Source organism: Roseovarius lutimaris (assembly GCF_900115165.1).
In the GTDB taxonomy this organism is placed as follows: domain Bacteria; phylum Pseudomonadota; class Alphaproteobacteria; order Rhodobacterales; family Rhodobacteraceae; genus Roseovarius; species Roseovarius lutimaris.
This window is the reverse complement of record NZ_FOVP01000001.1, coordinates 201351-224150: the sequence shown is the minus strand read 5'-3', so window position 1 is coordinate 224150 and position 22800 is coordinate 201351. Positions and strand designations below refer to the sequence as shown.

Sequence of the window (22800 nt, the reverse complement as noted above, 5' to 3'; positions counted from 1 at the left end):
CTCAATCGCCCTCGGGGTAAAAACAGGCGGCGCTATGGGTCCCGCCCGCAAGCGGCGGCACCGCGTCGCGGCAGTCGGATTGCACCTTCCAGCATCGCGGCGCGAAGGGACAGCCATCGGGGATCGCCATCGGCGAGGGCAGTTCGCCGATCAGCTTGATCCGCTCCTTGGCCGCATTCGGCGTGGTGCGCGGCGTGGCCGATAAAAGCGCCTTGGTATAGGGGTGCATCGGGTTTGCAAAGACATCCGCCTTGGGGCCCTTTTCAACCGCGCGCCCAAGATACATCACGATCAGATCATCCGCCACATGGCGCACCACACTGAGGTCGTGGCTGATGAAAAGATAGGCCAGATGCAGCCGTTCCTGCAATTCGCGCAAGAGGTTCAGGATCGAGCTCTGGATCGACAGATCAAGCGCCGAAACCGGCTCGTCGAGCACCACGACCTTGGGGTCAAGCATCAAGGCGCGGGCAATCGCGATCCGCTGACGCTGACCGCCGGAAAACATATGCGGATATCGGTCGAAATGCTCGGGGCGAAGCCCGACAAGGCGCAGCATGTCGCGCGCCTTGGCCTGACGGTCCTGCTTGCTTATATCCTTGCGGTTGATGATCAGCGGCTCCTGCAAGATCGCACTGATCCGCTGGCGCGGGTTAAGCGAGCCATAGGGATCCTGAAACACGATCTGCACCGATTTGCGCAGATCGGCCCATTCCTGCGGCAGCACAGGCCTGCCATCAAGGCTCAGCGTGCCCTCGGTCGGCTCTTCGATCATCGCCACCATGCGCGCCAATGTGGATTTGCCACAGCCGCTTTCGCCGACCACGGCAAGGGTCTTGCCGGGGGTCAGGTCAAAATCGACCCCGCCGACCGCCCGCAGAACCCGCGTCTTGCCAAACAGCCCGCCGCTGACGTTGTAATGGCGCTCAAGCGCGCGCGCCTGCATCACCGGTTCGGTCATGATGCGATCCTTTTGTCAGAGTTGACGGGATAAAAACACCGCGCATAGCCAAGATCGGCGCCAAGCGGCGGCGGCGGCGTGGTCTTGCATTTTGCATCCGCGAATTTGCAGCGCGGCGAAAACAGGCACCCCGAAGGACGGTCAAACTGTCCCGGCACCACACCGGGGATGGTCGGCAGGAACTTGTCCGTCGCCCGTTCCGGCAGCGCATCCAGAAGCGCCGCCGTATAGGGGTGGTGCGGGGTGGCGAAAAGATCGACAACCGGCTGTTCCTCGACCTTCTGACCGGCGTATTGCACGCTCACGCGCTCTGCGGTTTCGGCCACCACGCCCATGTCGTGGGTGATCAGCACAAGGCCCATGCCGGTCTCGTCACGCAGGGTGGCCAAGAGATCGAGAATCTGCGCCTGAATGGTCACGTCAAGCGCGGTTGTCGGCTCGTCCGCGATCAAGAGCTTGGGTTTGCAGGCAATCGCCATGGCGATCATCACGCGCTGGTTCATGCCGCCCGACATCTGGTGCGGGAAGGCCGATAGGCGCTTTTCGGGATCGGGGATGCCGACCTGTTCGAACAGTTCGATCGCGCGGGCGTGGCGCGCGCGCCGGTCAAGCCCGAGGTGATAGCGCAGCGATTCCTTGATTTGCCAGCCGACCGTGAAACACGGGTTGAGCGAGGACATCGGCTCTTGAAAGATCATCGAAAGATCGTTGCCGATGATGCGGCGCTTGGCGCGCGTGTCCATCCTCAGCAGGTCCTTGCCGTCAAAGCTCATCTCGTCGGCGGTGATGGTCGCGGTCCAGGGCAAGAGCCCCATGAGCGCCAGCATCGACACCGATTTGCCCGACCCACTTTCGCCGACGATGGCCAGAATTTCGCCGGTATCGACGTCCTGATCGACCCCGTCAACGGCACGAAAGGCGCCCGATGCGGTGGCAAAATCAACGCTCAGATTGCGAATGCGTAGCAGTGACATGGCCTCAGCTCCGTTTCAGCTTGGGATCGAGCGCATCGCGCAGCCCATCCCCCATCAGATTGATCGCCAGCACGGTGACAAGAATCGCGAGACCGGGAAAGGTCACGACCCACCACGCGCGCAGGATGAATTCGCGCGCCTCGGCCAGCATGGTGCCCCATTCCGGCGTCGGCGGCTGTGCCCCCATCCCCAGAAAGCCGAGCGCGGCGGCGTCAAGAATGGCGGTCGAAAACGACAGCGCGGCCTGCACGATGATCGGCGCAAGACAGTTCGGCAAAACCGTCACGAACATCAGCCGCGCAAGCCCGGCACCGGCGACACGCGCCGAGGTGACATAGTCTTTTTGCAGCTCGGACATCACGCTGGCCCGCGTCAGGCGCACGTAATGGGGTTGCAGCACGATGGCGATGGCAATCATCGCATTGGTCAGCGACGGCCCCAGGATCGCCACCAGAACCAGCGCCAGCAGGAGCGAGGGAAAGGCCAGGATGATATCCATCACCCGCATGATGATGCTATCGACCCATTTCGGCGCAAACCCTGCCAGCAGGCCGATGATGATCCCGCCAGACGCGGCAACCGTGACCACCACGACCCCGACAAAGAACGAATAGCGCGCACCGACGATCAGCCGCGACAGCATATCGCGCCCCAACGGATCGGTGCCAAGCACATATGTCCAGCTTCCGCCCTCCTGCCAGGCCGGCGGCAACAGGGTAAATTCGCGGGCCTGCGCGGTGGCGTCATGCGGCGCGATCCATGGCCCGAACAGGGCAAGGAACGCAAAGACCGCGAAAATCCAAAGGCCAATCACCGCGCCACGATTCTCGCGGAAATAGAACCAGAACTCGCGCAGCTGTCCGGGGCGTTCGGGGCCATCCACCGGGGCGCCCTGCCCCTCGTTTGAGGTTGTCTCGGTCATCAGCGTTTCCTGATCTTGGGGTTGATCACACCATAGAGCATATCCACGGTCAGGTTCACGATCATCACCATCACCGCAATCAGCAACAGGCCGCCCTGCACCACCGGGTAATCGCGCCGGAAAATGCTATCGACCATCCACTTGCCGATCCCCGGCCAGCTAAAGATCGTCTCGGTCAGGATGGCGCCCGCCAGCAAGGTGCCGACCGACAGGCCGATCACGGTAATGACCGGGATCAGGGCGTTGCGCAGGGCATGGATGCCGTTGATGCGCCCCGGCGACAGGCCCTTGGAGCGCGCGGTGCGGATATAATCCTCGCCCAGCACCTCAAGCATGGCCGAGCGGGTCTGACGCGCGATCACCGCCAGCGGGATGGTGCCAAGCACGATCGTCGGCAGCAATAGATGCCGCACAGCCGAGAGAAACGCGCCCTTCTGCCCCGAGGCGATACTGTCGATCAGCATGAAGCCGGTCGGATCGGGAAAATAGTACAAAAGGTCGATCCGGCCCGAGACCGGCGTCCACTGAAGGTTGCCGGAAAAGACGATGATCAACAAAAGCGCCCACCAGAAAATCGGCATCGAATAGCCGACAAGCGCGGTCGACATCAACGCGCGATCAAAGAACTTGCCGCGATTGACGGCGGCAATGACCCCGGCGGGCAGGCCAAGCACCACGGCAAAGATCATCGCGCAGATTGAGAGCTCAAGCGTGGCCGGAAACAGCGCGAAAAATTCATCCCAGACCGGGCGTTTGGTGACAAAGGAAGTGCCAAGATCGCCCTGCAAGACCCCGGTCAGATACTCGAAGAACTGCACATATACCGGCCGGTCATAGCCAAATTGCGCCGATAGCTCGGCATAGCGTTCGGGGCTGACCCCGCGCTCTCCGGCCATGACGATGATCGGATCGCCCGGCAGCAGCCGGATGAACATGAAGGAAATCAGCGTGACCCCGATAAAGGTGGGCACAAAGGTCAACAGACGGCTCAGGACATAATTCAGCATTTCAGCACCATGAGCTCCTTTGGGAATGTGGTGAGGGAGAGCGCGCCGGTGTCAGTCACAAGCACGTCGTCTTCGATGCGCACGCCGAATTTGCCGATCTCGTAAAGCCCCGGCTCGTTGGTATAGACCGTTCCGGCAGGCAGCGGCATCGGGTTGCCGCGCATGATATAGGGCGCCTCGTGGACGTCACGCCCAAGGCCGTGTCCGGTCTTGGTGCGAATCCGGTCGGCAAAGGGCGAGGCCTCAAGCACGCCGGTGACCGCATCGTCAATGGCATGCGCCGTGACGCCGGCGCGTGTCACCTCGAACCCTTTTAGGTTGGCGCGCAGGACCGTGTCATAGACCGCGCGCCCCTCGTCGGTGGCGTGATCGAGAAACACGGTGCGGGTGATATCGGCGGCAAAGCCATCCTTGCGCGCGCCGAAATCGAGCAACAGGGCATCGCCCGCCTTTACCGCATAATCGGCGCGGGCACTGGCATGCGGGCGCGCGGAATTGTCACCCGCCGCGACAATCGGCGTGAATGACAGATCATCGGCACCCTCGGCAAACAGGGCCTCTACCAGGGCGCGTTCGATAGCCTTTTCGCTCTGGCCAAGGCCTATCTGATCCAGCGTGCGTGCAAGGGCGCGCTCGGAAATCTCGATCGCGGCCTGAAGGGCGGCAATGTCATCGTCGGTCTTGATCATGCGCAGCGCGGAAATCTGGCGCTCGGCATCGATGATCCGCAATCCGGGCTGCGCGCGCATCAGGGCGTGATGCACGAAAACCCGCATCACCTGTCCTTCGACCGCCAGAGATTGCAGGCCAAGATGCGCCGTCAGCGCGGCGAATTCCTTGTCATATCCGGTCTGATCGCGCCAATCAAAGGTCACCCCGTCAAAGCCGACCATATCCCAGCTTCCAAGCTCCAGATTCGGCACCAGGGCGGCGGGCGTGGTCATGCTCCCGCTTGCGGGGATAACCACCAGAAACGGGCGTTCATGGCTCATGAAACCATGCCCGAGCGCGCGGGTAAAATTCGGCCCCGGCACAAGCGCCACGGCATCCACCCCAAGTGCGGCGGCCACGCCTGCATATTCAGCCAAACGAGAAGAAAGGAGCTGCGTCATGCAACCTCGCAGTCAAAAAAGGCGAAGGGGACAGCGCGCGCGGCGCTGTCCCCGGTCGTGATCGGTCGCTTATTGCGACAGGCCGACCTGATTGAAGATATGGCCACCCAGCGGGTGAACCACATAACCGTCAACCTCGGGGCGCATGGTCATGTAGACAACCGAATGCGCGATCGTCGCCCAGGGCGCCTGTTCCTTGAAGATCACCTGCGCCTTTTCATAAAGCGGCGTGCGTTCGGCTTGCGTCGGCAGAACCTTGGCCGCGTTGATCGCCTCGTCAAACTCTTCATTGCACCATTGGGCACGGTTCGAGGCGCCAACCCCATCACAGCCCAGAAGAACGGCAAGGAAGTTGTCGGGATCACCGTTGTCCCCGGTCCAGCCAAGCAGAACCGCACCATCGCGATCCTCGGCTTTCGAGCGATCAAGATATTCGCCCCACTCATAGGACACGATTTCGACGTTGACGCCGATTTTCGAGAAATCCTCTTGCATGAGTTCGGCCATACGGCGCGCATTGGGGTTATAGGGCCGCTGTACCGGCATTGCCCAGATCTTGAGGTTCAGATCGCTGACACCTTCGTCAGCCAGCATCTTCTTGGCCGCCTCGGGATCATAAGCGTCGTCTTCAACGGCCTCGTTATAGGACCACATAGTCGGCGGGATCGGGTTTTTGGCAATCTGGCCAGAGCCCTGGAACACCACGTCAATGATCGCCTGCTTGTCAATCGCCATGTTGAGCGCCTTGCGCACCTTGGGATTGTCATAGGGGGCAACTTTGGTGTTATAGGCAAGATAGCCGACGTTCAGGCCTTCCTGTTCCATCACCACGACGTCTTCGGCATCTTTCATCGCCTGAACATCCGCCGGGTTGGGATAGGCCATGACGTGACATTCGCCTGCCTGAACCTTCTGATAGCGCACGCTTGCATCAGGGGTGATCGCAAAGATGAGCGATTGCACCTTGGCGGCATCGCCCCAATAGGCGTCATTGCGCAGATAGCGGATCACGGCGTCTTTCTGATAGGCCTGGAACGCGAAGGGACCGGTGCCAATCGGCGCCTGATTGAGCATTTCGGGGGTGCCCGCCTCCATCATCGCATCGGCGTATTCCTTGGACACAATCGAGGCAAAATCCATCGCCATATTGGCAATGAACGGCGCCTCGGGGCGGGTCAGGTTGAACTTGACGGTATAGTCATCGACCTTTTCGATGCTGCTGACCAGTTCGGGCATCGACATGCCGGCGAAATATTCCCAGGTGCCGCCGGAAACCTCGTTATAGGGGTTGTCGGGGTTGCCCTGGCGATCAAACGAAAAGATCACGTCATCGGCGTTGAAATCACGCGTCGGGGTGAAATTGGCGTTGGAATGAAACTTGACGCCCTTGCGCAGGTTGAAGGTGACCGTCTTGCCGTCTTCGGACACTGTCCAGCTTTCGGCGAGTCCGGGCAAAACCTCGGTGGTGCCGACCTTGAATTCGGTCAGACGGTTATAGATCGGATGGCTTGACGCATCAAAGGTCGTGCCAGCGGTATAAAGCGCCGGGTCAAAGCCTTCGGGCGAGCCTTCCGAGCAATAGACCAGCGATTGCGCCGAGGCGACCGATGCCCCCAAAGCGGCGCAGGCGACCCCTGCGAATAGTGAAAGTCTGAAGGACATACCTCTATCTCCTGTTGTTGCAGATTGTTCGTTGTCGGACTCTTGCGGCCCGGCATGCCCCTACCCTGCATGGCTATTTCAGGAAAGCAAACCGATTATTCCGAAAAACTTTGGGCAGGCCTTGCTTTCCGTCGGGTCACAGGCGCAGCATCAGGGCCACGCCACAAGCTTGGCCCGCTGTCGCGATGAAAGTAAACGGAAACGGGCGCAACGGCCATTGGGGTGAGGACGCGCAACATCGCGCATCTTTGCCGACATGCAACGGATTTCCTAAATCCTATCATGGGGCTGCGCCACGCAATATAGCCCCAAACGCCAAGTAATTCTGACCTAAAGCGAACCTTCATAACATTATGTACCAAGGTCGGTTGTGCGGACTTAGCTTCCGCTCGTCCAAAACCACCGAATCTCTGCTTTCGTCTTGCGGATCAGACAGTTAAGCTGTCCTTAAATCGCAAGATAGGCAATGTTCATGAGACTGTACCGAGTTTCCATCAAGAAAATGCATCAGCATCCTGAATACGGGCGCTTTGTGGAAAAGATGTCTGAGCTTAACGCAAAGCATCCTGACTATGGCGGCGGTATGAATGGTGCTCTGGTGCGCCATCATACGGACCCCAAAACCGTCAAAGCAATCGTAGCCGAAAAAATGAGTAGTGACCGAGACATAGTTGTCGAAGAAGTCACAATCGAAAGTTTAGAAGCCAGTCATGTTGGGTACAGAGAATTGGTCGAAAGGTACTTTCTGCCATACGATGAGTATCCCGAAATCGAGTAGCAGTCCGACAGGAATAACGCACTCCCAATGCTTAACGCATACGAGTGGGTCGATAGGTCGAGGAGGCTTGGGGCACTCCAATTTATGCGGTTCTGCACTTTGAAGCAGGCTTGAGTTTATGCAAGACAGTTGAAGCTGTTGATCTCGTCAAAGCGATCATTTGTGTGACGTGCAGCATCAGTCAAAATGGGCTCGAACCGGCCGTTAGCTGCGCAATGTACCAAGGTCGGCTTTGCTGATTTTTCGGATTTAGGGCAGTTATTGACGCAAAGGGCAAAGTCATCTGACCTTTAACAAGGAGTAAATGGTGGTCCCGGCGCGATTCGAACGCGCGACCTTTCGCTTCGGAGGCGAACACTCTATCCAGCTGAGCTACGGGACCATTGGAAACGGTCGATAACCATTTCCTGCCAGGGCTTCAAGTGTCGAAGTCGCGCCAAATCAAAATCCTCGTCTTGATCGGCGTTTTTCCTGATCTCGCGCCCCGCCACCGCAGCTTCAGGCGAAAAGCTCGTGCGCCAGTTCAAGCGCGTCGATCAGCGCATCAACCTCGGCGCGGGTGTTATACATCGCAAAAGACGCGCGACAGGTGGCCGTCACGCCCAGGTGATCCATCAACGGACCGGCGCAATGATGACCGGCGCGCACCGCAACGCCCTTCTTGTCAAGGATGGTCGAAATATCATGCGCATGCGCCGCGCCCTGCATGGTGAACGAGAATATCGCCGCCTTGTCAGGCAAGGTGCCCTGCTGCGAGATCCAGTTCAGCCCGGCAAGCCGCGCCTGTGCGTAATCGCTCAGATCGTCTTCATGGGCGGCAATCGCCTCCATGCCGATTCCCATCATATAGTCAAGCGCGACGCCAAGGCCGATGGTTTGCACAATGCCGGGGGTGCCGGCCTCGAACTTCATCGGCGGGTCGTTATAGGTGACCGCGTCCTTGCTCACTTCGCGGATCATGTCGCCGCCGCCCATGAAGGGGCGCATTTCGGCCAACCGCTCTTTCTTGACAAAGATCGCCCCGGAGCCCGACGGCCCATAAAGCTTGTGCCCGGTGATGGCATAGAAATCACAGCCAAGGGCGTCGATATTGACCGGCATATGCACCGCGCCCTGGCTTCCGTCGACCAGCACGGGCACGCCCTTTGCATGGGCCGCGTCGCAAATGGCTTTGACATCAACTTTGGTGCCCAACACATTGGAAAGTTGTGTAATTGCGATCAGCTTGGTACGCGGTGTGATGGCGTCGATCACCTTTTGCGGATCAAGATAGCCGCGTGCATCGACATCGACCCATTTTAGGGCGACGCCTTGCCGTTCGCGCAGAAAATGCCAGGGCACGATATTGGCGTGATGCTCCATCACCGACAGGATGATCTCGTCGCCCGCCTGCATGCGCGGCATCGCCCAGCCATAGGCAACCATGTTGATGCCCTCGGTGGTGCCGGAATTCAGCACGATCTGATCCTCATCGGCGACGCCCAGAAAGCGGGCAATCGTGCCGCGCACCGCTTCGTATTTCTCGGTCGCCAGATTGCTGAGGTAATGCAGCCCGCGATGGACATTAGCATATTCATTGGAATAGGCCGTTGTGATCGCATCAATCACCACCTGTGGCTTTTGTGCGGATGCCCCATTGTCCAGGTAAACCAAGGGCTTGCCGTTCACTTCTCGTGCAAGAATCGGGAAATCGGCGCGAATTTTATTGACATCGAGCATCTCATGCCCCTCCCATGACGGCGACGCCGATGATGCTTAGCAAAATGGACAGGCCCACGACCATTGCGACCATCGCCAGAACAATCACCCCCGCCGCCTTGAACATATTGCCAAAGCGATGCGCGGCATCGACAAATCCGATCAGAATATAAATGCCCCAGAGCGAGGCTGTGAAAATCACCAGTGCGCCAAGCACAGGCGCGACAATCACCAGAACCGCGACCACCACTTGAAGGATAAGCCGAAGCACCTGAAGCCAGCAGATCAGCACAAGCACATCATCCATGCGCCCCTGACCGCCAAGCCCCTTCCCGATCCAATAAAGCGCCAGCACCGTGATCGCCAGTGCCCCGAACAGGAACATCGTGAACAGGACCGGCGAATGAAACGCCGGTGGCATCATCGCGGTGGCCATCGGATCGCTTGTCGGGGTCAGGCGAAGCGAGACCGAATAAACAATCGAATTGAGCACCGACATCAGCGCAAGCGCCGTCCACAGCCATCGCTGCGGCAGGTTGAGCGCGATCAGACCCTCTGCGGCGCGGCGCGGGGCAAACAACGTCTGCACCAGAAGTGCCTTGAACCCGGCCTGTGTCATGCTTTGCTCCATTCCGCCTCTAGCCAGCCTGCGACCCAGAACCAGCCAAAAAAACCAAGCCAGATCAGCCCGACCGCCTGCAACCCCGGTCCCGGACCGATAAAGCCGGCCACCAGCCCATGCAAGAGCATGATCGGGCTTGTCGCCAGAAGCGCCCAGAAAAGCGCCACCCGCGCGCCATAAGCAGTGCCCTTCGCGCCAAGGACGCGGGCAATGCCATGGCTGATCAGCGCCAGCGTGTAAAGAATAAGCGGCGCAATGAACACCCAGGCCAAAAGCGTGCCCCCGAGCATCGGGTTCAGCTCTTGACCGGTGAGATGCGCCTCGCGCGCGAGGCGCGGCCATTGCGCAATGAAAATCACCCCGCAGGCAGCCACCAAGATCACAAGCGCGCGGTCTTCGCGTTGGCCGATATCAAGCAGGCGCCGCACCACCCGGCGCGGCCCCTTGTAGGTGGCGACAATGTCGCGTGTGACCGGCATCAGCCGCGCCGACGCACCAGCCAGCCCTCAAGCCGACTGTTGATTTCCTCGCGCAGGCCTTCATCCTCGATTTCCTCGACCGCTTCGGCGAGAAACGCCAGTGTCAAAAGGTCGGTTGCAATGGATTTCGGCACCCCGCGCGCGCGCAGATAGTAAAGCGCATCCTCGTCGATCGCCCCCGAGGTGCTACCGTGGGAACAGGCCACGTCATCGGCGTAAATCTCAAGCTCGGGCTTGGCCAGAAACTGGCTGTCGCCATCGAGCAGGAGCGACTGGCTGATCTGATAACCATCGGTCTTTTGCGCCCCGGCCTTGACCAGGATCTTGCCCTGAAACACGCCGGTCGCCCCGTTGCGCAGCACCTTCTTGAACACCTGACGGCTTTCACAGCGTTCGGCATCATGGGTGATGAACACGGTGTCATCCTGATGGAAATCCCCGTCGCCCATGGCCGCGCCCGCCACATGGGCGATGGCATCATCGCCGGTAAGCTCGATCACGCATTCATTGCGCGTCATCACGCCATTGGCGGTCATGGTAAAGCTTTTGAACGCGCTTTCGGTGCCAAGGCGGGCAAAGATATGCGTCGCCGCGCGCCGCTCGTGATCGCGCCCCTGGGTGCGCACATGGTGGAAGGTCGCGTTATCGCCAATCTCGACCTCCATCACCTTGTTGAACCGCGCAGCCGCCGGACCGTTTTCCAGAACCGTGACTTCGGTGCCACTGTCGAGCTTGATCAGATTATGCAGGATCGCATCGGATGTTTCTGATTTGTGGACATAAATCAGATTGATCGGTTTACTCACCGCGCCCATCACATGGATCAGGACACCATCTGTCGCCAAGGCCGTATTGAGCGCCGCAAGCGGGCGGGCCACCGGCGTCTGGCCGCGCTCTTCGAGCACGCCATAGGTGTCCTTGGCCCAATGGATATCGCTTTGGCCGGCCTCGGCCAGCCGCTCGATCCGCACGCCCTCTAGCGTAAGATCGTCGCTGGCCTCGGCGTCAAACACACCGTCGACAAAGACGATCCTGAGCCGCTCGACGCCGTCGAAGATCTCGGCCTCGTCGCCATTGTCAAACAGCGCCGCCCGCGGGGCCTCGGCCTGGGTCAGGGTATCAGGACGGGTGAATTTCCAATATTCATCGCGCCGTTCGGGCAGGCCCATGGCCCGCAGCCGATCAAGCGCCGCGCCGCGCGCCGCCGTTGCCCATGTCGCGCCGTCGGGCAGGTGAAGCCCCGCCAGATATTCCTGATTCGCTGTCATTTTTGCCTGCGGGGCCGCCATCATGCCACCTCCGACAGGATATCGGCATAGCCGTTCTTCTCGACCTCAAGCGCCAGTTCCGGCCCGCCGGTCTTGATGATCCGGCCATCGGACATGATGTGCACCACGTCGGGTTTGATGTGGTCCAAAAGCCGCTGATAGTGGGTGATCACCAGAAAGCCGCGACCCGCATCGCGCAGCGCGTTCACGCCTTCCGACACAAGCTTCATCGCGTCAACGTCAAGCCCGGAATCGGTTTCGTCCAGAATGCACATTTTGGGTTCAAGCATCGCCATCTGAAGGATTTCATTGCGCTTTTTCTCGCCCCCCGAAAAGCCGACATTGACGGGACGCTTGAGCATCTCGGCGTCGATTTTCAGGGTTTTCGCCTTTGCGCGCACCAGCTTGAGGAAATCGGCGGCGCTGATTTCATCCTCACCGCGCGCCTTGCGCTGCGCGTTCATCGCCGTGCGCAGAAAGGTCATGTTGCCGACGCCGGGGATTTCAACGGGATATTGGAACGCTAGGAAAAGCCCCGCCGACGCGCGCTCTTCGGGCTCCATCGCAAGGATATCCACGCCCTCAAGGGTAGCGCTGCCTTCGGTCACACGATAGCCATCGCGCCCCGAGAGAACATAGGACAGGGTCGATTTTCCCGACCCGTTCGGCCCCATGATCGCATGTACCTTGCCCGCCTCGACCGTCAGGTTCACACCCTTCAGGATGGTCTTTTCCTCTTCTTCAAGATCGACGTGCAGGTTCTTGATTTCCAACATTTTATGTCCTCACCGTATGTTACGTTCTGACCCGTCTCAAGGCCGGGTCATCATCTCGATTATGCTCAAAAGCCGATCCGCCGGCAGGGCCATCGGCTTGACGTCAAACTCGGCCATGCGGCCATGCAGGCGCAAAGGCGCGCCCAGAAACTCTTCGATTTGATGGTACTGTTCGCGACGCTTGTAATCGTCAACCAATACCACCACCGGCCGGGTGCTGCGCAAGGCCACCGCCATGGCACAACCGGTGCGAAACCGCCCATCGACCAGCACCACATCGGGCTGGCGGAATTCCGGCAGGTCCCAGACCTCGAGCGGATAGCGCGCATAGCGTTGCCAGCCGCTATTGTTGCGGGGATACCCCCAATCCTTGGTCGGCCCGATATCGGACCAGATCACATCCACCTCGGTCGCCTCGGCGGGCGGATTTTGCGCCAGAAAGGCGCGCATCATCTGTGCCCACTCCTGATCGCTTTCGACGCTAAACACCTGTTTTCCGGGCATTTCCGACGCCAGCACCGTCGAACCGCCCGATCCATACTCAAGGATCACCGAGGCCCGCTCATAGGCCGCACGCACCGCTGCCGCCTCCGCCTCGGGCAGGGTCAGCTCGGGGCGATCTATGATCGGCGCGCCCGACATCCTAGCCCAGCACCACCGCGGTGCCAGAGGCCGACACCATCAACATCGAATCGCCCACAACCTCGTAATCAAGATCGACCCCAACAACCGCCGTCGCGCCAAGCGCCGCAGCGCGCTGTTCCAGCTCTTGCAGGGCAATCTCGCGCGCATCCTGAAGCTTGCTTTCATAGGCACCAGAGCGCCCGCCGACCACATCGGTGATCTGGGCAAAGAAATCGCGCACAATATTGGCCCCCATGATCGCCTCGCCGACAACAATGCCGCGATAGTCGGTGATGGGGTGCCCTTCGACGTTTTGGGTGGTGGTGATGATCATCGCATTCAAGCCTTGCTATCGGTCGTGCGTAGGGTGGGTGAAACCCACGCCTTACCCGACAGATCCTTCCAGGGAAATCGCCACCAATTGCTGCGCCTCCATGGCAAATTCCATCGGCAGCGCCTGAAGCACATCCTTGCAGAACCCGTTCACCACGAGCGCCACGGCCTCCTCCTCGTCCATACCGCGCGACCGGCAATAGAACATCTGGTCGTCATCCACCTTGGATGTCGTCGCCTCATGCTCCACCCGCGACGAGTTGTTGCGCACCTCGATATAGGGCACCGTATGTGCGCCACAGTTACCGCCGATCAATAGACTGTCGCATTGGGTGTAATTGCGACTGTCCCTGGCCTTGGGATGCATTGACACAAGCCCGCGATAGGTGTTCTGCGCATGGCCCGCGCTGATGCCCTTGGAAACGATGCGCGAGCGGGTGTTCTTGCCCAGATGGATCATCTTGGTGCCGGTATCCGCCTGCTGATAGTTGTTGGCGATAGCGATCGAATAGAACTCGCCCTGACTTTCATTGCCACGCAGGATGCAGCTGGGGTATTTCCAGGTCACCGCGCTTCCGGTCTCGACCTGGGTCCACATCACCTTGGCCCGATCACCCCGGCAATCGGCGCGCTTGGTGACAAAGTTATAGATCCCGCCCTTGCCGTTCTCATCCCCAGGATACCAGTTCTGCACCGTGGAATATTTCACCTCGGCGTCTTCCTCGATGATGATCTCGACGACGGCGGCATGAAGCTGTGCGACGTCCCGCTGGGGCGCGGTACAGCCCTCAAGATAGCTCACGTAGGACCCCTTGTCGGCAATGATCAGGGTGCGTTCGAACTGGCCGGTGTTTTCGGCGTTGATCCGAAAATAGGTGCTCAGCTCCATCGGGCAGCGCACGCCGGGCGGCACATAGACAAACGAGCCATCCGAAAACACCGCCGAATTCAGCGTGGCATAGTAGTTGTCACTCACCGGCACGACCGAGCCGAGGTATTTCTTAACCAATTCGGGATGCTCTTTGATCGCCTCCGAAATCGAGCAGAAAATGACCCCGGCCTTGCGCAATTCGGCTTGAAAGGTCGTGCCCACCGAAACGGAATCAAACACCGCGTCGACAGCGACCTTCCGGCCCTCGGCAGGCACATCCTCGGCGCCTTCAACCCCGGCCAGGATCATCTGTTCCTTGAGCGGAATACCAAGCTTTTCGTAGGTCGCCAAAAGCTTCGGGTCGACCTCGTCCAGTGACTTGGGCTTGACCTCCATGCTTTTGGGGCGGGCATAGTAATACTGCTTTTGAAAGTCGATCTTCGGATAATCGACCATCGCCCAGGTCGGTTCTTCCTTGGTGAGCCAGCGGCGATAGGCCTCAAGCCGCCATTCGGTCATCCATTCGGGCTCTTCGTTCTTCGAGCTGATCAGACGCACGATATCCTCGTCAAGCCCCATCGGGGCATAGTCCATCTCGATATCGGTTTCCCAGCCGTATTTATAGGCGCCGCCAACCTCGCGCACGGTATCGACGGTTTCCTGATCGACGCCTTCCTTGACCTGAACCTCGTCCAAAGCAGCCATTCCCTATCTCCTTAACCTCTCAGACCATGCGGCCCTGATGTTTTTGCCAGCGCGTCAGCCAGGTTTCGGCAAAGCGCATGATCTCATCTTCTGTCGTCGCAGGCCCAAGCGATACGCGTACCGCGCATCCGGCCCCGGCCTCATCAAATCCCATCGCCCGCAACACCTTGCTGGCGCGCACCTTGCCACTGGAACAGGCACTGCCCGCCGAAATCGCAAATCCGGCAAGATCCATCGCCATCACCTGCGTTTCGCCTTTCCAGCCCGGCGTAATGAAGCAACTGGTGTTGGGCAAGCGTTGTTCGGCTTTCCCGACAAAAATAGTCTCATTTGCGATCTGTGCAATAGTTGATTCTAGAATGTTTCTAAGTTTTTCCACGCGCGCCCAGGTTCCCGTCTCCAGATCACGCGCCGCGGCCTCGGCGGCGGCGCCAAAGCCGGCGATGCCAATCACGTTCTCAGTGCCCGCCCGGCGGCCCATTTCCTGACCACCGCCACGGATCTGCGCCACGATCTCGGTACCGCGTTTCACCACAAGCGCGCCAACACCCTTCGGCCCGCCAAGCTTATGCGCCGAGATAAGCGCCATCTGACAGCCCGACCAGTTGAACGCCAGCGGCAGCTTGCCAAACCCTTGGGTCATGTCGCTGAGCGCCAGACCCTCGGGCAAGGTCTGAATCACCCCGGTTTCCGAATTCGCCAGTTGCAAGACCGACGCCGCCGGATCGCTCACCCTCACCTGGCCGGTCCGCTCCACCTCAAGATCATCGCCAACCCAGGCCCCGACGGCGTCATGCTCGATTGCAGCTCCGCTCAATCCGCGCCCGCCACAGGCCAGCGCCGCGCCCTCGGTCGCCCCCGAGGTGAAAATCACATCGGCGCCCTCGGCGCCAAAGGCCGCGGCAACCTGCGCGCGCGCGCGCTCGACCAGACCCTTGGCCGCGCGCCCCTCGGCATGTACACTCGACGGGTTGCCAACAAGGTCCATCGCCGCAATCATCGACGCCCGTGCCTCAGGGCGCAGCGGCGCCGTCGCGTTATGATCAAGGTAAACCCGTGCCATCACGCCACATCCGCTTCTTCTTGGCTAAAATACTCGCGCCGCAGGCCCAAATCGGCGCCCGTCAGGGCGCGTCGCCGCGACGCCGAAGGCGGCGCAACCCCTTTACACGCTGCCTTCATTCCTCATCCACCACGGAAAACAGATGCGGCACCGCCGGACAGGGCGCCAGCGTATTGCCAACCACATCGCTCAACCTGGTCTGATGCAAAAATACATAGACCTGCGCGCTCAGACCTTCCCAGAGCCGGTTGGCCATGGACTGCGCGCGCGAGCCGCTCGCCCCGCCAGAGGCCCCTGCCCCCTTGTGAAGCGCATCCACCGTCTCATCGACAGCCGCCAGGATATCGGCCACCCGGATTTCCGACGCCGGACGCGCAAGGCGATAGCCGCCCCCCGGCCCACGCACCGAAGCAACAAGCTCGGCCCGGCGCAATTTAACGAAAAGCTGCTCAAGATAAGGCAGCGAAATATCCTGCCGACGTGACACTTCGCCAAGCGTCACCACCGCGCCCGGCGGCTGAAGCGCAATATCCACCAGCGCAACCATCGCATATCTGCCCTTTGTACTCAGTTTCATTGGCCTACTCCCCCGCGAACAGATTGACCTTACGCACCGCAAGGCTTATCTCCCCTTGAGCCATTATGGCCCTGGTCGCAATTTAGAACAGTTCTAAGGTGCTTGAGCGATTTCGTCAAGATTATCGCGCGCACCTCACAGCAAGGACAAAGGGAACACATGCCCGAGGTTATCTTTCCCGGCCCAGAAGGCCGACTCGAAGGCCGCTATCACCCACAAAAAGAAAAAGACGCCCCGATTGCGATCGTGCTCCACCCGCACCCGCAATTTGGTGGCACGATGAACAACAAGGTTGTCTACAACCTTCATTATGCCTTCTATAACATGGGCTTCACGATTCTGCGCTTCAATTTTCGCGGCGTCGGTCGAAGCCAGGGCGAATATGATCAGGGCGTGGGCGAATTGTCGGATGCGGCCTCGGCGCTCGACTATCTGCAATCAATGAACAACAACTCCAAACATTGCTGGGTTGCGGGCTTTTCCTTCGGCGCCTGGATCGGCATGCAGCTTTTGATGCGTCGGCCCGAAATCACCGGCTTCATCTCGGTCAGCCCGCCGGCCAATATGTATGACTTCTCGTTTCTTGCGCCCTGTCCGGCCTCTGGCCTGATCATCAATGGCAGCAATGACCGCGTGGCGCCGCCCGCAGATACCACCGCCCTGGTGAACAAACTGCATGAGCAGCAGGGCATCACCATCACCCATGAAGAGGTCGATGGTGCGGGCCATTTCTTTGAAGAGCCGCATATGGACCCGATGATCGGCAGCGTGACCTCCTATGTCAAACGCCGCCTGACAGAGAACTCGCGCTAGGAAAAAGGGGGCCATACCGATGGGTGTCACCGAAGATCTGGCGGATGAACTTGCCCGCGACGTGATCAAGGCAATCGAGGCCACAGGCGATGAAGAGCTTGTCGCCGAGATCCAGAAGGTCCTCGGCGCCGGATCGCAAACCGCTGAAGAGGCGTTTCTGACCTCGGTGCGCGTGCGCCGCGCCAACATCAAGGCGCGCGCCTACCTTGTTGAAAGGCTGAAGAAATTCAAAGCCGAAAAACAGGCGCAACAATCTTCGGACGGTTAGACCATCCGCCGCGCCCCCTTTAGGGTGGGTGAAACCCACGCAGCTTGCATATGCCCCTAGGCAGGCGTGGGTTTCACCCACCCTACATCACACCCGCGCAATGGCCTGCGACGGCCCGCGCGCCTCAGGCGCGCAGCCGGGCGCCGCTTGGGTCAAACGGTGGTTCATGCAGGATGCGCGCCCTGTGCGGCCGCCCCAGCACCATGACCTCGACGCCATCCCCCGGCGCGGCCCCTTTGACATAGCCAAGCGCAAGGCTCATCCCGACGCTATAGCCATAGCTGCCCGAAGTGACCCGGCCAACCCCCTTGCCATCCTTCATGATCGGCTCGCCACCGGTGGCATCGGCGTTCGAGGCGCTTACATCCGCCTCGTCGAGATGCAACAGCACCAGCGTTTCGCGCGGGTCCCTGGCAAGCACCTCCTGCGCGGCGGCCTTGTTGAGGAAGTCCTTGTCCATCTTGCACAGCCCCGCCAGCCCGACCTCTTGCGGCCAGTATTCCGGGCTGTATTCGCGGCTCCAGGACCCATAGCCCTTTTCGATACGCATCGACATCAGGGCGCGGCTGCCGACCGACCCCGCGCCAACCTCTTTGCCCGCCTCAAGAAGCGCATCGTACAATTGCGCCTGATCCTCCATAGCGCAATGCAATTCCCAGCCAAGATCGCCGGTAAAGCTGACGCGCAGGGCGACACAGGCCACCCCGCCGAGAGTGATGCGCTGCGAGCGCATGAAAGCGAAATCTTGCGTCGCGAGCGAGGCATTGGTCAGCCCCTGCAACATCTCGCGCGATTTTGGCCCGGCGACGTTGAACCCGCAAACCGCCTCGGTCAGGCTTTCGAATGTGGTGCCATCGGGCAAGGGCACGACATCGAAGAACCGCTTGTGATAGCGCTCGGCCATGCCCGAGGAAATCACCCAGAACTCATCCTCGGCCAATCGCGTCACCGTGGCATCCCCGGCAATCCCGCCACGCACCCCGATCAGCGGCGTGAGACAAGAGCGCCCCACCGCGCCTGGCATCCGGTTGGCAAAGACGGCATTCAGCCAATCCTCGGCCCCCGGCCCCTTGACGCGATATTTGGCAAAATTCGAGATGTCGATGATCCCTGCCCGCTCGCGCAGCATTTTGCATTCCTCGCCCACCGGCCCCCACCAGTTCTGGCGGGTAAAGCCGTTGGTATCGACCGTGCCGGGGGTATCCGCATACCAAAGCGAATGCTCCCAGCCATAGTTGAGACCGAACACCGCGCCCAGCTCTTTTTGCCGCGCATAGACCGGGCGGGTACGCAGCGGGCGCCCGGCACTGCGTTCTTCATTGGGGTAATGGATCGCAAAACGATGGGCATATTGGTCCTGCACCTTGGCCTTGACGAAGGCCTTGTCATTGGCCCAAAGGCCAAAGCGCGCGATGTCCCAGGCGAACATGTCATATTCCATCTCGCCGGTGGTGATCCATTGCGCCACCATCAACCCCATCCCCGCCGATTGGCTAAAGCCGGGAATGATACCACCGCACATGAAATAGTTCTTCAACTCGGGCACCGGCCCCAGGATCACGTTGCTGTCAGGCGACCAGATCATTGGCCCGTTGATCACCCGCTTGACCCCGGCCTCGGCGGCCAGCGGCACCCGGTCCATGGCGCGCATCACATTCTCCATGATCCGATCGAGATCATCGGCAAAAAGCTCATGGGCGAAATCAAGCGGCGTGCCCTCCTCGGCCCAGAATTTCATGTCCTGCTCATAGGCGCCGATCAAAAGGCCCTTGCCCTCCTGGCGCAGGTAATATTCGCCGTCCCGGTCCGCGACCGACGGCAACCGGCGATCCATCGCGGCAATCTCAGCGATGGTCTCGGTCACGAAATACTGGTGTTCGGTCGGTTGCAACGGCACCTTGATCCCGGCAAGGGCGGCCACTTCGCGCCCCCAGAGACCGCCGGCATTGATCACCCACCGGGTTCTGATATCGCCCTTGGGCGTGCGCACGATCCATGTGCCATCGGGCTGTTGCTCGGTGCCGGTGACGGGGGTAAAGCGGTTGATCTCGGCGCCCTTCTGGCGCGCCCCGGCGGCATAGGCGTTGGTCACGCCGGATGGGTCGACGTTGCCACCATCGGGTTCCCACATGATGCAACGAATGCCATCGAAATTGACCAGCGGATGCAGGCGCTCTGCCTCATCGCGGGTGATCTCATGGAAATTCATCCCGTAAAGCCTGGCCTTGGCGGCCTGCAAGCGCAGCTGATGCTCGCGGTTTTCGGTCTGCGCAAGATAAAGGCTGCCGGGTTGAAACACGCCACAGGACTGGCCGGTTTCTTCCTCGAGGCTGTTATAGAGGGTCATCGTGTAATGTTGGAGACGGCTGATATTGGCGCTGTCATGCAACCCGTGAATGTTGGCCGCCGCGTGCCAGGTGCTCCCCGAGGTCAGCTCGTCGCGTTCCAGCAAAACCACATCGGACCAACCAAGCTTGGTCAGGTGATAAAGAATAGAGCATCCGATTACGCCGCCGCCGATCACGACTGCCTGTGCATGGGTCTTCATGGATCATTCCTTGGCTTCAATGTCTTTGCACAGTCTGAAGGCCCTGCACGGCCACGAATTGCCAATCTCCGACATGCTCTGTCGTTGTGGTTCCATCTTCTGACTTTTCTCAGCGCCCTGACATCCGCCTCCACCTTCTTCTTGGCGCAAGCACTCCGGGGAGTCTGAGGGGCAGCGCCCCTCATCAAAACACCACCCTGCGCGGCGCAGCCGCTCCGCTTGTAAATTCCGCAGAATTGAAACAAACGACACAATCTGTCGTAAAAGGGCATGCATACCCCCCAAAGGACTTCACTCTGACCGCTAAAACCGCAAAGGAGATCCGCCATGAAAACCACCACCCGTGTCGTCGTCATTGGCGGCGGCGTCGTTGGCTGTTCGGTGCTTTATCACCTGACCAAGCTTGGCTGGTCCGATGTCATGCTGCTTGAGCGCTCGGAACTGACCTCGGGAAGTACATGGCATGCCGCGGGCGGATTTCACACGCTGAATGGCGATACCAATATGGCCGCGCTTCAGGGCTATACCATCCGGCTTTATAAAGAACTCGAAGAGATCACCGGCATGTCCTGCGGCTTGCATCACGTCGGTGGCGTGACACTGGCCGATAACAGCGATCGCTTTGACATGCTTTTGGCCGAGCGCGCCAAACATCGCTACATGGGGCTTGATACCCACATCGTGACCCCCGAAGAGATCGCGAAAATCGCCCCTGTGACCAATATCGACGGCATCCTTGGCGGGCTCTATGATCCGCTCGACGGGCATCTTGATCCCTCCGGCACGACCCATGCCTATGCCAAGGCTGCGCGGATGGGCGGCGCGTTGATTGAAACCCATTGCATGGTGCGCGAAACGAAACAGCGCGCCGATGGCACATGGGATGTGGTCACCGACAAGGGCACCATTCATACCGAGCATGTGGTCAATGCCGGTGGCCTCTGGGCGCGCGAAGTGGCGGCGATGGCCGGGATTTACCTGCCGCTGCACCCGATGGAGCACCAATATATCGTCACCGATGACATCCCCGAGATTTACAATCGCGACGCCGAACACCCGCATGTGATGGACCCGGCCGGCGAGAGCTATCTGCGCCAGGAAGGGCGTGGCCTCTGCATCGGGTTTTATGAGCAGCCCTGCAAGCCCTGGGCGGTGGATGGCACGCCCTGGGATTTCGGGCACGAGTTGCTGCCTGATAATCTGGACAAGATCGAGGCCAGCATTGAATTTGCCTATCGCCGTTTTCCTGTACTGGAAACGGCCGGGGTCAAATCGGTCATTCATGGCCCCTTTACCTTTGCGCCCGATGGTAACCCTCTGGTCGGTCCGGTGCCGGGAATGCCCGGATACTGGTCGGCCTGTGGCGTGATGGCGGGGTTCAGCCAGGGCGGCGGCGTCGGGTTGATGCTGGCGCAATGGATGACGGAGGGCGAGTGCGAGCGCGATGTGACGGCGATGGATGTGGCGCGGTTCGGTGATTGGATCACGCCCGGTTATACTCGCCCCAAGGTGATCGAAAATTACCAGAAACGCTTTTCGGTGAGTTACCCCAACGAAGAACTGCCCGCCGCGCGCCCGCTGCGCCAGACGCCGATGTATGATCTGTTTGACGGCATGGGCGCGGTCTGGGGCGCGCAATACGGGCTTGAGGTGGTCAATTACTTTGCCATCGGCGATGAGCCGCGATATGAGACTCCGTCGTTTCGCCGCTCAAACGCCTGGGAGGCCACCGCGCGCGAAGTGAAAGCGGTGCGCGAGGCCGTCGGCATCAACGAGGTGCATAATTTCGGCAAATACCTGGTCACCGGCAAAGGCGCGCGGGCCTGGCTTGACCGGATCATGGCCGGGCGCATTCCCAAGCTTGGGCGCCTGTCGCTGACGCCGATGCTTTCACCCAAGGGGCGGCTCTGGGGCGATTTCACGGTATCCTGTCTCAATGAAGAAACCTTTCAGCTGACGGCGTCTTATGGCGCACAGGCGTTTCACATGCGCTGGTTCGCGATGAATGAGGCCGAGGACGTCCGGGTCGAGAATATCAGCGACCGCCTGAACGGGTTTCAGATTGCCGGGCCCAAGGCGCGCGCGGTTCTGAGGGCCGTAACTCGAGACCGGGTTGAGGACATGAAGTTCATGGATATCCGCCACGCCACCATCGGCATGGTCGACTGCCTTGTGCAACGGGTCAGCTATACCGGCGATCTGGGCTATGAAATCTTCTGTGATCCGATGGCACAGCGCGCGCTGTGGGATGTGCTCTGGGCCGAGGGGCAAAACCACGGCATGCGCCCCTTCGGGATGCGCGCAATGATGTCCTTGCGGCTGGATCGGTTCTTTGGCTCTTGGATGAATGAGTTCTCCCCCGATTACACCCCGGCCGAGACCGGCATGGACCGCTTTATCAGCTTTACCAAGAATAGCGATTTCATCGGGCGCGCAGCGGTCGAGGCCGAGCGTCACGCGGGCGCGAAACGCAAGTTGGTGGCCTTCGAGGTCAACGCCGAGGACGCCGACGTAAACGGCTATGAGCCGATCTGGATCGACGACGCGGTGCGCGGCTTTTGCACCTCGGGCGGCTATTCGCATCACGCCAGAAAATCCATCGCCCTTGGTCTGATTCCGGCAGAACAGGCAAAGGCGGGTCTGGCCGTGGAAATCGAGATTCTGGGGAAACGCTATCCTGCCAAACTGATCACCGAGCCGCTGTTTGATGCGGACGGTGCGCGGATGCGGGGGTGAACA

The 22800-nt window shown here is 60.0% G+C and carries 21 protein-coding genes and 1 tRNA gene; 4 read left to right on the top strand and 18 right to left on the bottom strand.

The genetic code is table 11. The annotated features are described in order from the left end of the window. Window position 1: 1 nt before the first annotated feature. The 6 genes from BMZ91_RS01070 to BMZ91_RS01045 all read right to left on the bottom strand — a co-directional run bounded on the left by BMZ91_RS01070 (window position 2) and on the right by BMZ91_RS01045 (window position 6638). Entirely contained in the window at window positions 2-961 is a 960-nt protein-coding gene (locus BMZ91_RS01070) for an ABC transporter ATP-binding protein (RefSeq protein WP_092833402.1), read from the bottom strand. Beyond that, complete coding sequence (locus tag BMZ91_RS01065) at window positions 958-1935, bottom strand: ABC transporter ATP-binding protein (RefSeq protein ID WP_092833400.1); 978 nt, start codon at window positions 1933-1935, stop codon at window positions 958-960. Before BMZ91_RS01065 ends, BMZ91_RS01070 begins: the two co-directional genes overlap by 4 nt. Window positions 1936-1939: 4 nt before the next feature. After that, window positions 1940-2857 carry an ABC transporter permease subunit gene (locus BMZ91_RS01060; RefSeq protein ID WP_092833398.1) on the bottom strand — a complete coding sequence of 306 codons (918 nt, stop codon included), beginning with the start codon at window positions 2855-2857 and terminating at the stop codon, window positions 1940-1942. Next, a complete protein-coding gene (locus BMZ91_RS01055; RefSeq protein WP_092833396.1) occupies window positions 2857-3864 on the bottom strand; it encodes an ABC transporter permease subunit in 1008 nt (335 codons plus the stop codon). Before BMZ91_RS01055 ends, BMZ91_RS01060 begins: the two co-directional genes overlap by 1 nt. After that, window positions 3858-4976 (bottom strand): M24 family metallopeptidase, encoded by a 1119-nt coding sequence (locus BMZ91_RS01050; protein ID WP_092833394.1) that lies wholly within the window; start codon window positions 4974-4976, stop codon window positions 3858-3860. The genes BMZ91_RS01055 and BMZ91_RS01050 overlap by 7 nt, the downstream gene beginning before the upstream one ends. Window positions 4977-5045: 69 nt before the next feature. Then, entirely contained in the window at window positions 5046-6638 is a 1593-nt protein-coding gene (locus BMZ91_RS01045; RefSeq protein WP_092833392.1) for an ABC transporter substrate-binding protein, read from the bottom strand. Window positions 6639-7110: 472 nt separating this feature from the next. On the opposite strand from BMZ91_RS01045, the gene BMZ91_RS01040 reads away from it, so the two are divergent. Beyond that, window positions 7111-7416, top strand: a complete 306-nt coding sequence (locus BMZ91_RS01040; RefSeq protein ID WP_143076278.1) for a hypothetical protein — start codon at window positions 7111-7113, stop codon at window positions 7414-7416. A 305-nt stretch (window positions 7417-7721) separates the two neighbouring features. On the opposite strand, the gene BMZ91_RS01035 is transcribed toward BMZ91_RS01040, so the two are convergent. The 11 genes from BMZ91_RS01035 to iscR form a co-directional block, all read right to left on the bottom strand. Beyond that, window positions 7722-7798: transfer RNA gene (locus BMZ91_RS01035), tRNA-Arg, on the bottom strand. 116 nt (window positions 7799-7914) lie between these two features. Further along, a complete protein-coding gene (locus tag BMZ91_RS01030; RefSeq protein WP_092833388.1) occupies window positions 7915-9135 on the bottom strand; it encodes a cysteine desulfurase in 1221 nt (406 codons plus the stop codon). A gap of 1 nt (window position 9136) precedes the next feature. Beyond that, a complete protein-coding gene (locus BMZ91_RS01025) occupies window positions 9137-9733 on the bottom strand; it encodes a Yip1 family protein (RefSeq protein ID WP_245736170.1) in 597 nt (198 codons plus the stop codon). Further along, window positions 9730-10215 carry a YIP1 family protein gene (locus BMZ91_RS01020; RefSeq protein ID WP_092833384.1) on the bottom strand — a complete coding sequence of 162 codons (486 nt, stop codon included), beginning with the start codon at window positions 10213-10215 and terminating at the stop codon, window positions 9730-9732. The genes BMZ91_RS01025 and BMZ91_RS01020 overlap by 4 nt, the downstream gene beginning before the upstream one ends. Then, window positions 10215-11504, bottom strand: coding sequence for a Fe-S cluster assembly protein SufD (gene sufD / locus BMZ91_RS01015; protein ID WP_092833629.1), 1290 nt, complete (start codon window positions 11502-11504; stop codon window positions 10215-10217). Before sufD ends, BMZ91_RS01020 begins: the two co-directional genes overlap by 1 nt. Then, window positions 11504-12259 (bottom strand): Fe-S cluster assembly ATPase SufC, encoded by a 756-nt coding sequence (sufC, locus tag BMZ91_RS01010; protein ID WP_092833382.1) that lies wholly within the window; start codon window positions 12257-12259, stop codon window positions 11504-11506. The genes sufD and sufC overlap by 1 nt, the downstream gene beginning before the upstream one ends. A gap of 36 nt (window positions 12260-12295) precedes the next feature. Continuing rightward, the gene (locus tag BMZ91_RS01005; RefSeq protein ID WP_092833380.1) at window positions 12296-12901 is read right to left on the bottom strand and encodes a hypothetical protein; all 606 of its coding nucleotides are present in this window, start codon (window positions 12899-12901) and stop codon (window positions 12296-12298) included. A 1-nt stretch (window position 12902) separates the two neighbouring features. Continuing rightward, window positions 12903-13217 carry a heavy metal-binding domain-containing protein gene (locus BMZ91_RS01000; RefSeq protein WP_092833378.1) on the bottom strand — a complete coding sequence of 105 codons (315 nt, stop codon included), beginning with the start codon at window positions 13215-13217 and terminating at the stop codon, window positions 12903-12905. Between the two features lie 51 nt (window positions 13218-13268). Next, window positions 13269-14792: a Fe-S cluster assembly protein SufB gene (gene sufB, locus BMZ91_RS00995; RefSeq protein WP_092833376.1), complete on the bottom strand. Its 1524-nt coding sequence runs from the start codon at window positions 14790-14792 to the stop codon at window positions 13269-13271. Window positions 14793-14811: 19 nt separating this feature from the next. Further along, window positions 14812-15855 (bottom strand): cysteine desulfurase family protein, encoded by a 1044-nt coding sequence (locus BMZ91_RS00990; protein WP_092833374.1) that lies wholly within the window; start codon window positions 15853-15855, stop codon window positions 14812-14814. A gap of 115 nt (window positions 15856-15970) precedes the next feature. After that, the gene (gene iscR, locus BMZ91_RS00985; RefSeq protein ID WP_092833372.1) at window positions 15971-16432 is read right to left on the bottom strand and encodes a Fe-S cluster assembly transcriptional regulator IscR; all 462 of its coding nucleotides are present in this window, start codon (window positions 16430-16432) and stop codon (window positions 15971-15973) included. 159 nt (window positions 16433-16591) lie between these two features. Between iscR and BMZ91_RS00980 the strand changes: the two genes are divergently transcribed. Beyond that, window positions 16592-17245, top strand: coding sequence for an alpha/beta hydrolase (locus BMZ91_RS00980; RefSeq protein ID WP_092833627.1), 654 nt, complete (start codon window positions 16592-16594; stop codon window positions 17243-17245). Between the two features lie 19 nt (window positions 17246-17264). Continuing rightward, window positions 17265-17513 carry a hypothetical protein gene (locus tag BMZ91_RS00975; RefSeq protein WP_092833370.1) on the top strand — a complete coding sequence of 83 codons (249 nt, stop codon included), beginning with the start codon at window positions 17265-17267 and terminating at the stop codon, window positions 17511-17513. A 124-nt stretch (window positions 17514-17637) separates the two neighbouring features. Here the strand turns inward: BMZ91_RS00975 and BMZ91_RS00970 are convergent, their stop codons facing one another. Beyond that, the gene (locus tag BMZ91_RS00970) at window positions 17638-20061 is read right to left on the bottom strand and encodes a GcvT family protein (RefSeq protein WP_092833368.1); all 2424 of its coding nucleotides are present in this window, start codon (window positions 20059-20061) and stop codon (window positions 17638-17640) included. Window positions 20062-20388: 327 nt separating this feature from the next. Between BMZ91_RS00970 and BMZ91_RS00965 the strand changes: the two genes are divergently transcribed. Further along, window positions 20389-22797, top strand: coding sequence for a GcvT family protein (locus tag BMZ91_RS00965; protein WP_092833367.1), 2409 nt, complete (start codon window positions 20389-20391; stop codon window positions 22795-22797). The last annotated feature ends 3 nt before the right edge of the window (window positions 22798-22800 follow it).

Coding starts and splice junctions, on each gene's coding strand:
- BMZ91_RS01070 (WP_092833402.1), bottom strand. CDS start 961: ATGACCGAACCGGTGATGCAGGCGCGCGCGCTTGAGCGCCATTACAAC.
- BMZ91_RS01065 (WP_092833400.1), bottom strand. CDS start 1,935: ATGTCACTGCTACGCATTCGCAATCTGAGCGTTGATTTTGCCACCGCA.
- BMZ91_RS01060 (WP_092833398.1), bottom strand. CDS start 2,857: ATGACCGAGACAACCTCAAACGAGGGGCAGGGCGCCCCGGTGGATGGC.
- BMZ91_RS01055 (WP_092833396.1), bottom strand. CDS start 3,864: ATGCTGAATTATGTCCTGAGCCGTCTGTTGACCTTTGTGCCCACCTTT.
- BMZ91_RS01050 (WP_092833394.1), bottom strand. CDS start 4,976: ATGACGCAGCTCCTTTCTTCTCGTTTGGCTGAATATGCAGGCGTGGCC.
- BMZ91_RS01045 (WP_092833392.1), bottom strand. CDS start 6,638: ATGTCCTTCAGACTTTCACTATTCGCAGGGGTCGCCTGCGCCGCTTTG.
- BMZ91_RS01040 (WP_143076278.1), top strand. CDS start 7,111: ATGAGACTGTACCGAGTTTCCATCAAGAAAATGCATCAGCATCCTGAA.
- BMZ91_RS01030 (WP_092833388.1), bottom strand. CDS start 9,135: ATGCTCGATGTCAATAAAATTCGCGCCGATTTCCCGATTCTTGCACGA.
- BMZ91_RS01025 (WP_245736170.1), bottom strand. CDS start 9,733: ATGACACAGGCCGGGTTCAAGGCACTTCTGGTGCAGACGTTGTTTGCC.
- BMZ91_RS01020 (WP_092833384.1), bottom strand. CDS start 10,215: ATGCCGGTCACACGCGACATTGTCGCCACCTACAAGGGGCCGCGCCGG.
- sufD (WP_092833629.1), bottom strand. CDS start 11,504: ATGGCGGCCCCGCAGGCAAAAATGACAGCGAATCAGGAATATCTGGCG.
- sufC (WP_092833382.1), bottom strand. CDS start 12,259: ATGTTGGAAATCAAGAACCTGCACGTCGATCTTGAAGAAGAGGAAAAG.
- BMZ91_RS01005 (WP_092833380.1), bottom strand. CDS start 12,901: ATGTCGGGCGCGCCGATCATAGATCGCCCCGAGCTGACCCTGCCCGAG.
- BMZ91_RS01000 (WP_092833378.1), bottom strand. CDS start 13,217: ATGATCATCACCACCACCCAAAACGTCGAAGGGCACCCCATCACCGAC.
- sufB (WP_092833376.1), bottom strand. CDS start 14,792: ATGGCTGCTTTGGACGAGGTTCAGGTCAAGGAAGGCGTCGATCAGGAA.
- BMZ91_RS00990 (WP_092833374.1), bottom strand. CDS start 15,855: ATGGCACGGGTTTACCTTGATCATAACGCGACGGCGCCGCTGCGCCCT.
- iscR (WP_092833372.1), bottom strand. CDS start 16,432: ATGAAACTGAGTACAAAGGGCAGATATGCGATGGTTGCGCTGGTGGAT.
- BMZ91_RS00980 (WP_092833627.1), top strand. CDS start 16,592: ATGCCCGAGGTTATCTTTCCCGGCCCAGAAGGCCGACTCGAAGGCCGC.
- BMZ91_RS00975 (WP_092833370.1), top strand. CDS start 17,265: ATGGGTGTCACCGAAGATCTGGCGGATGAACTTGCCCGCGACGTGATC.
- BMZ91_RS00970 (WP_092833368.1), bottom strand. CDS start 20,061: ATGAAGACCCATGCACAGGCAGTCGTGATCGGCGGCGGCGTAATCGGA.
- BMZ91_RS00965 (WP_092833367.1), top strand. CDS start 20,389: ATGAAAACCACCACCCGTGTCGTCGTCATTGGCGGCGGCGTCGTTGGC.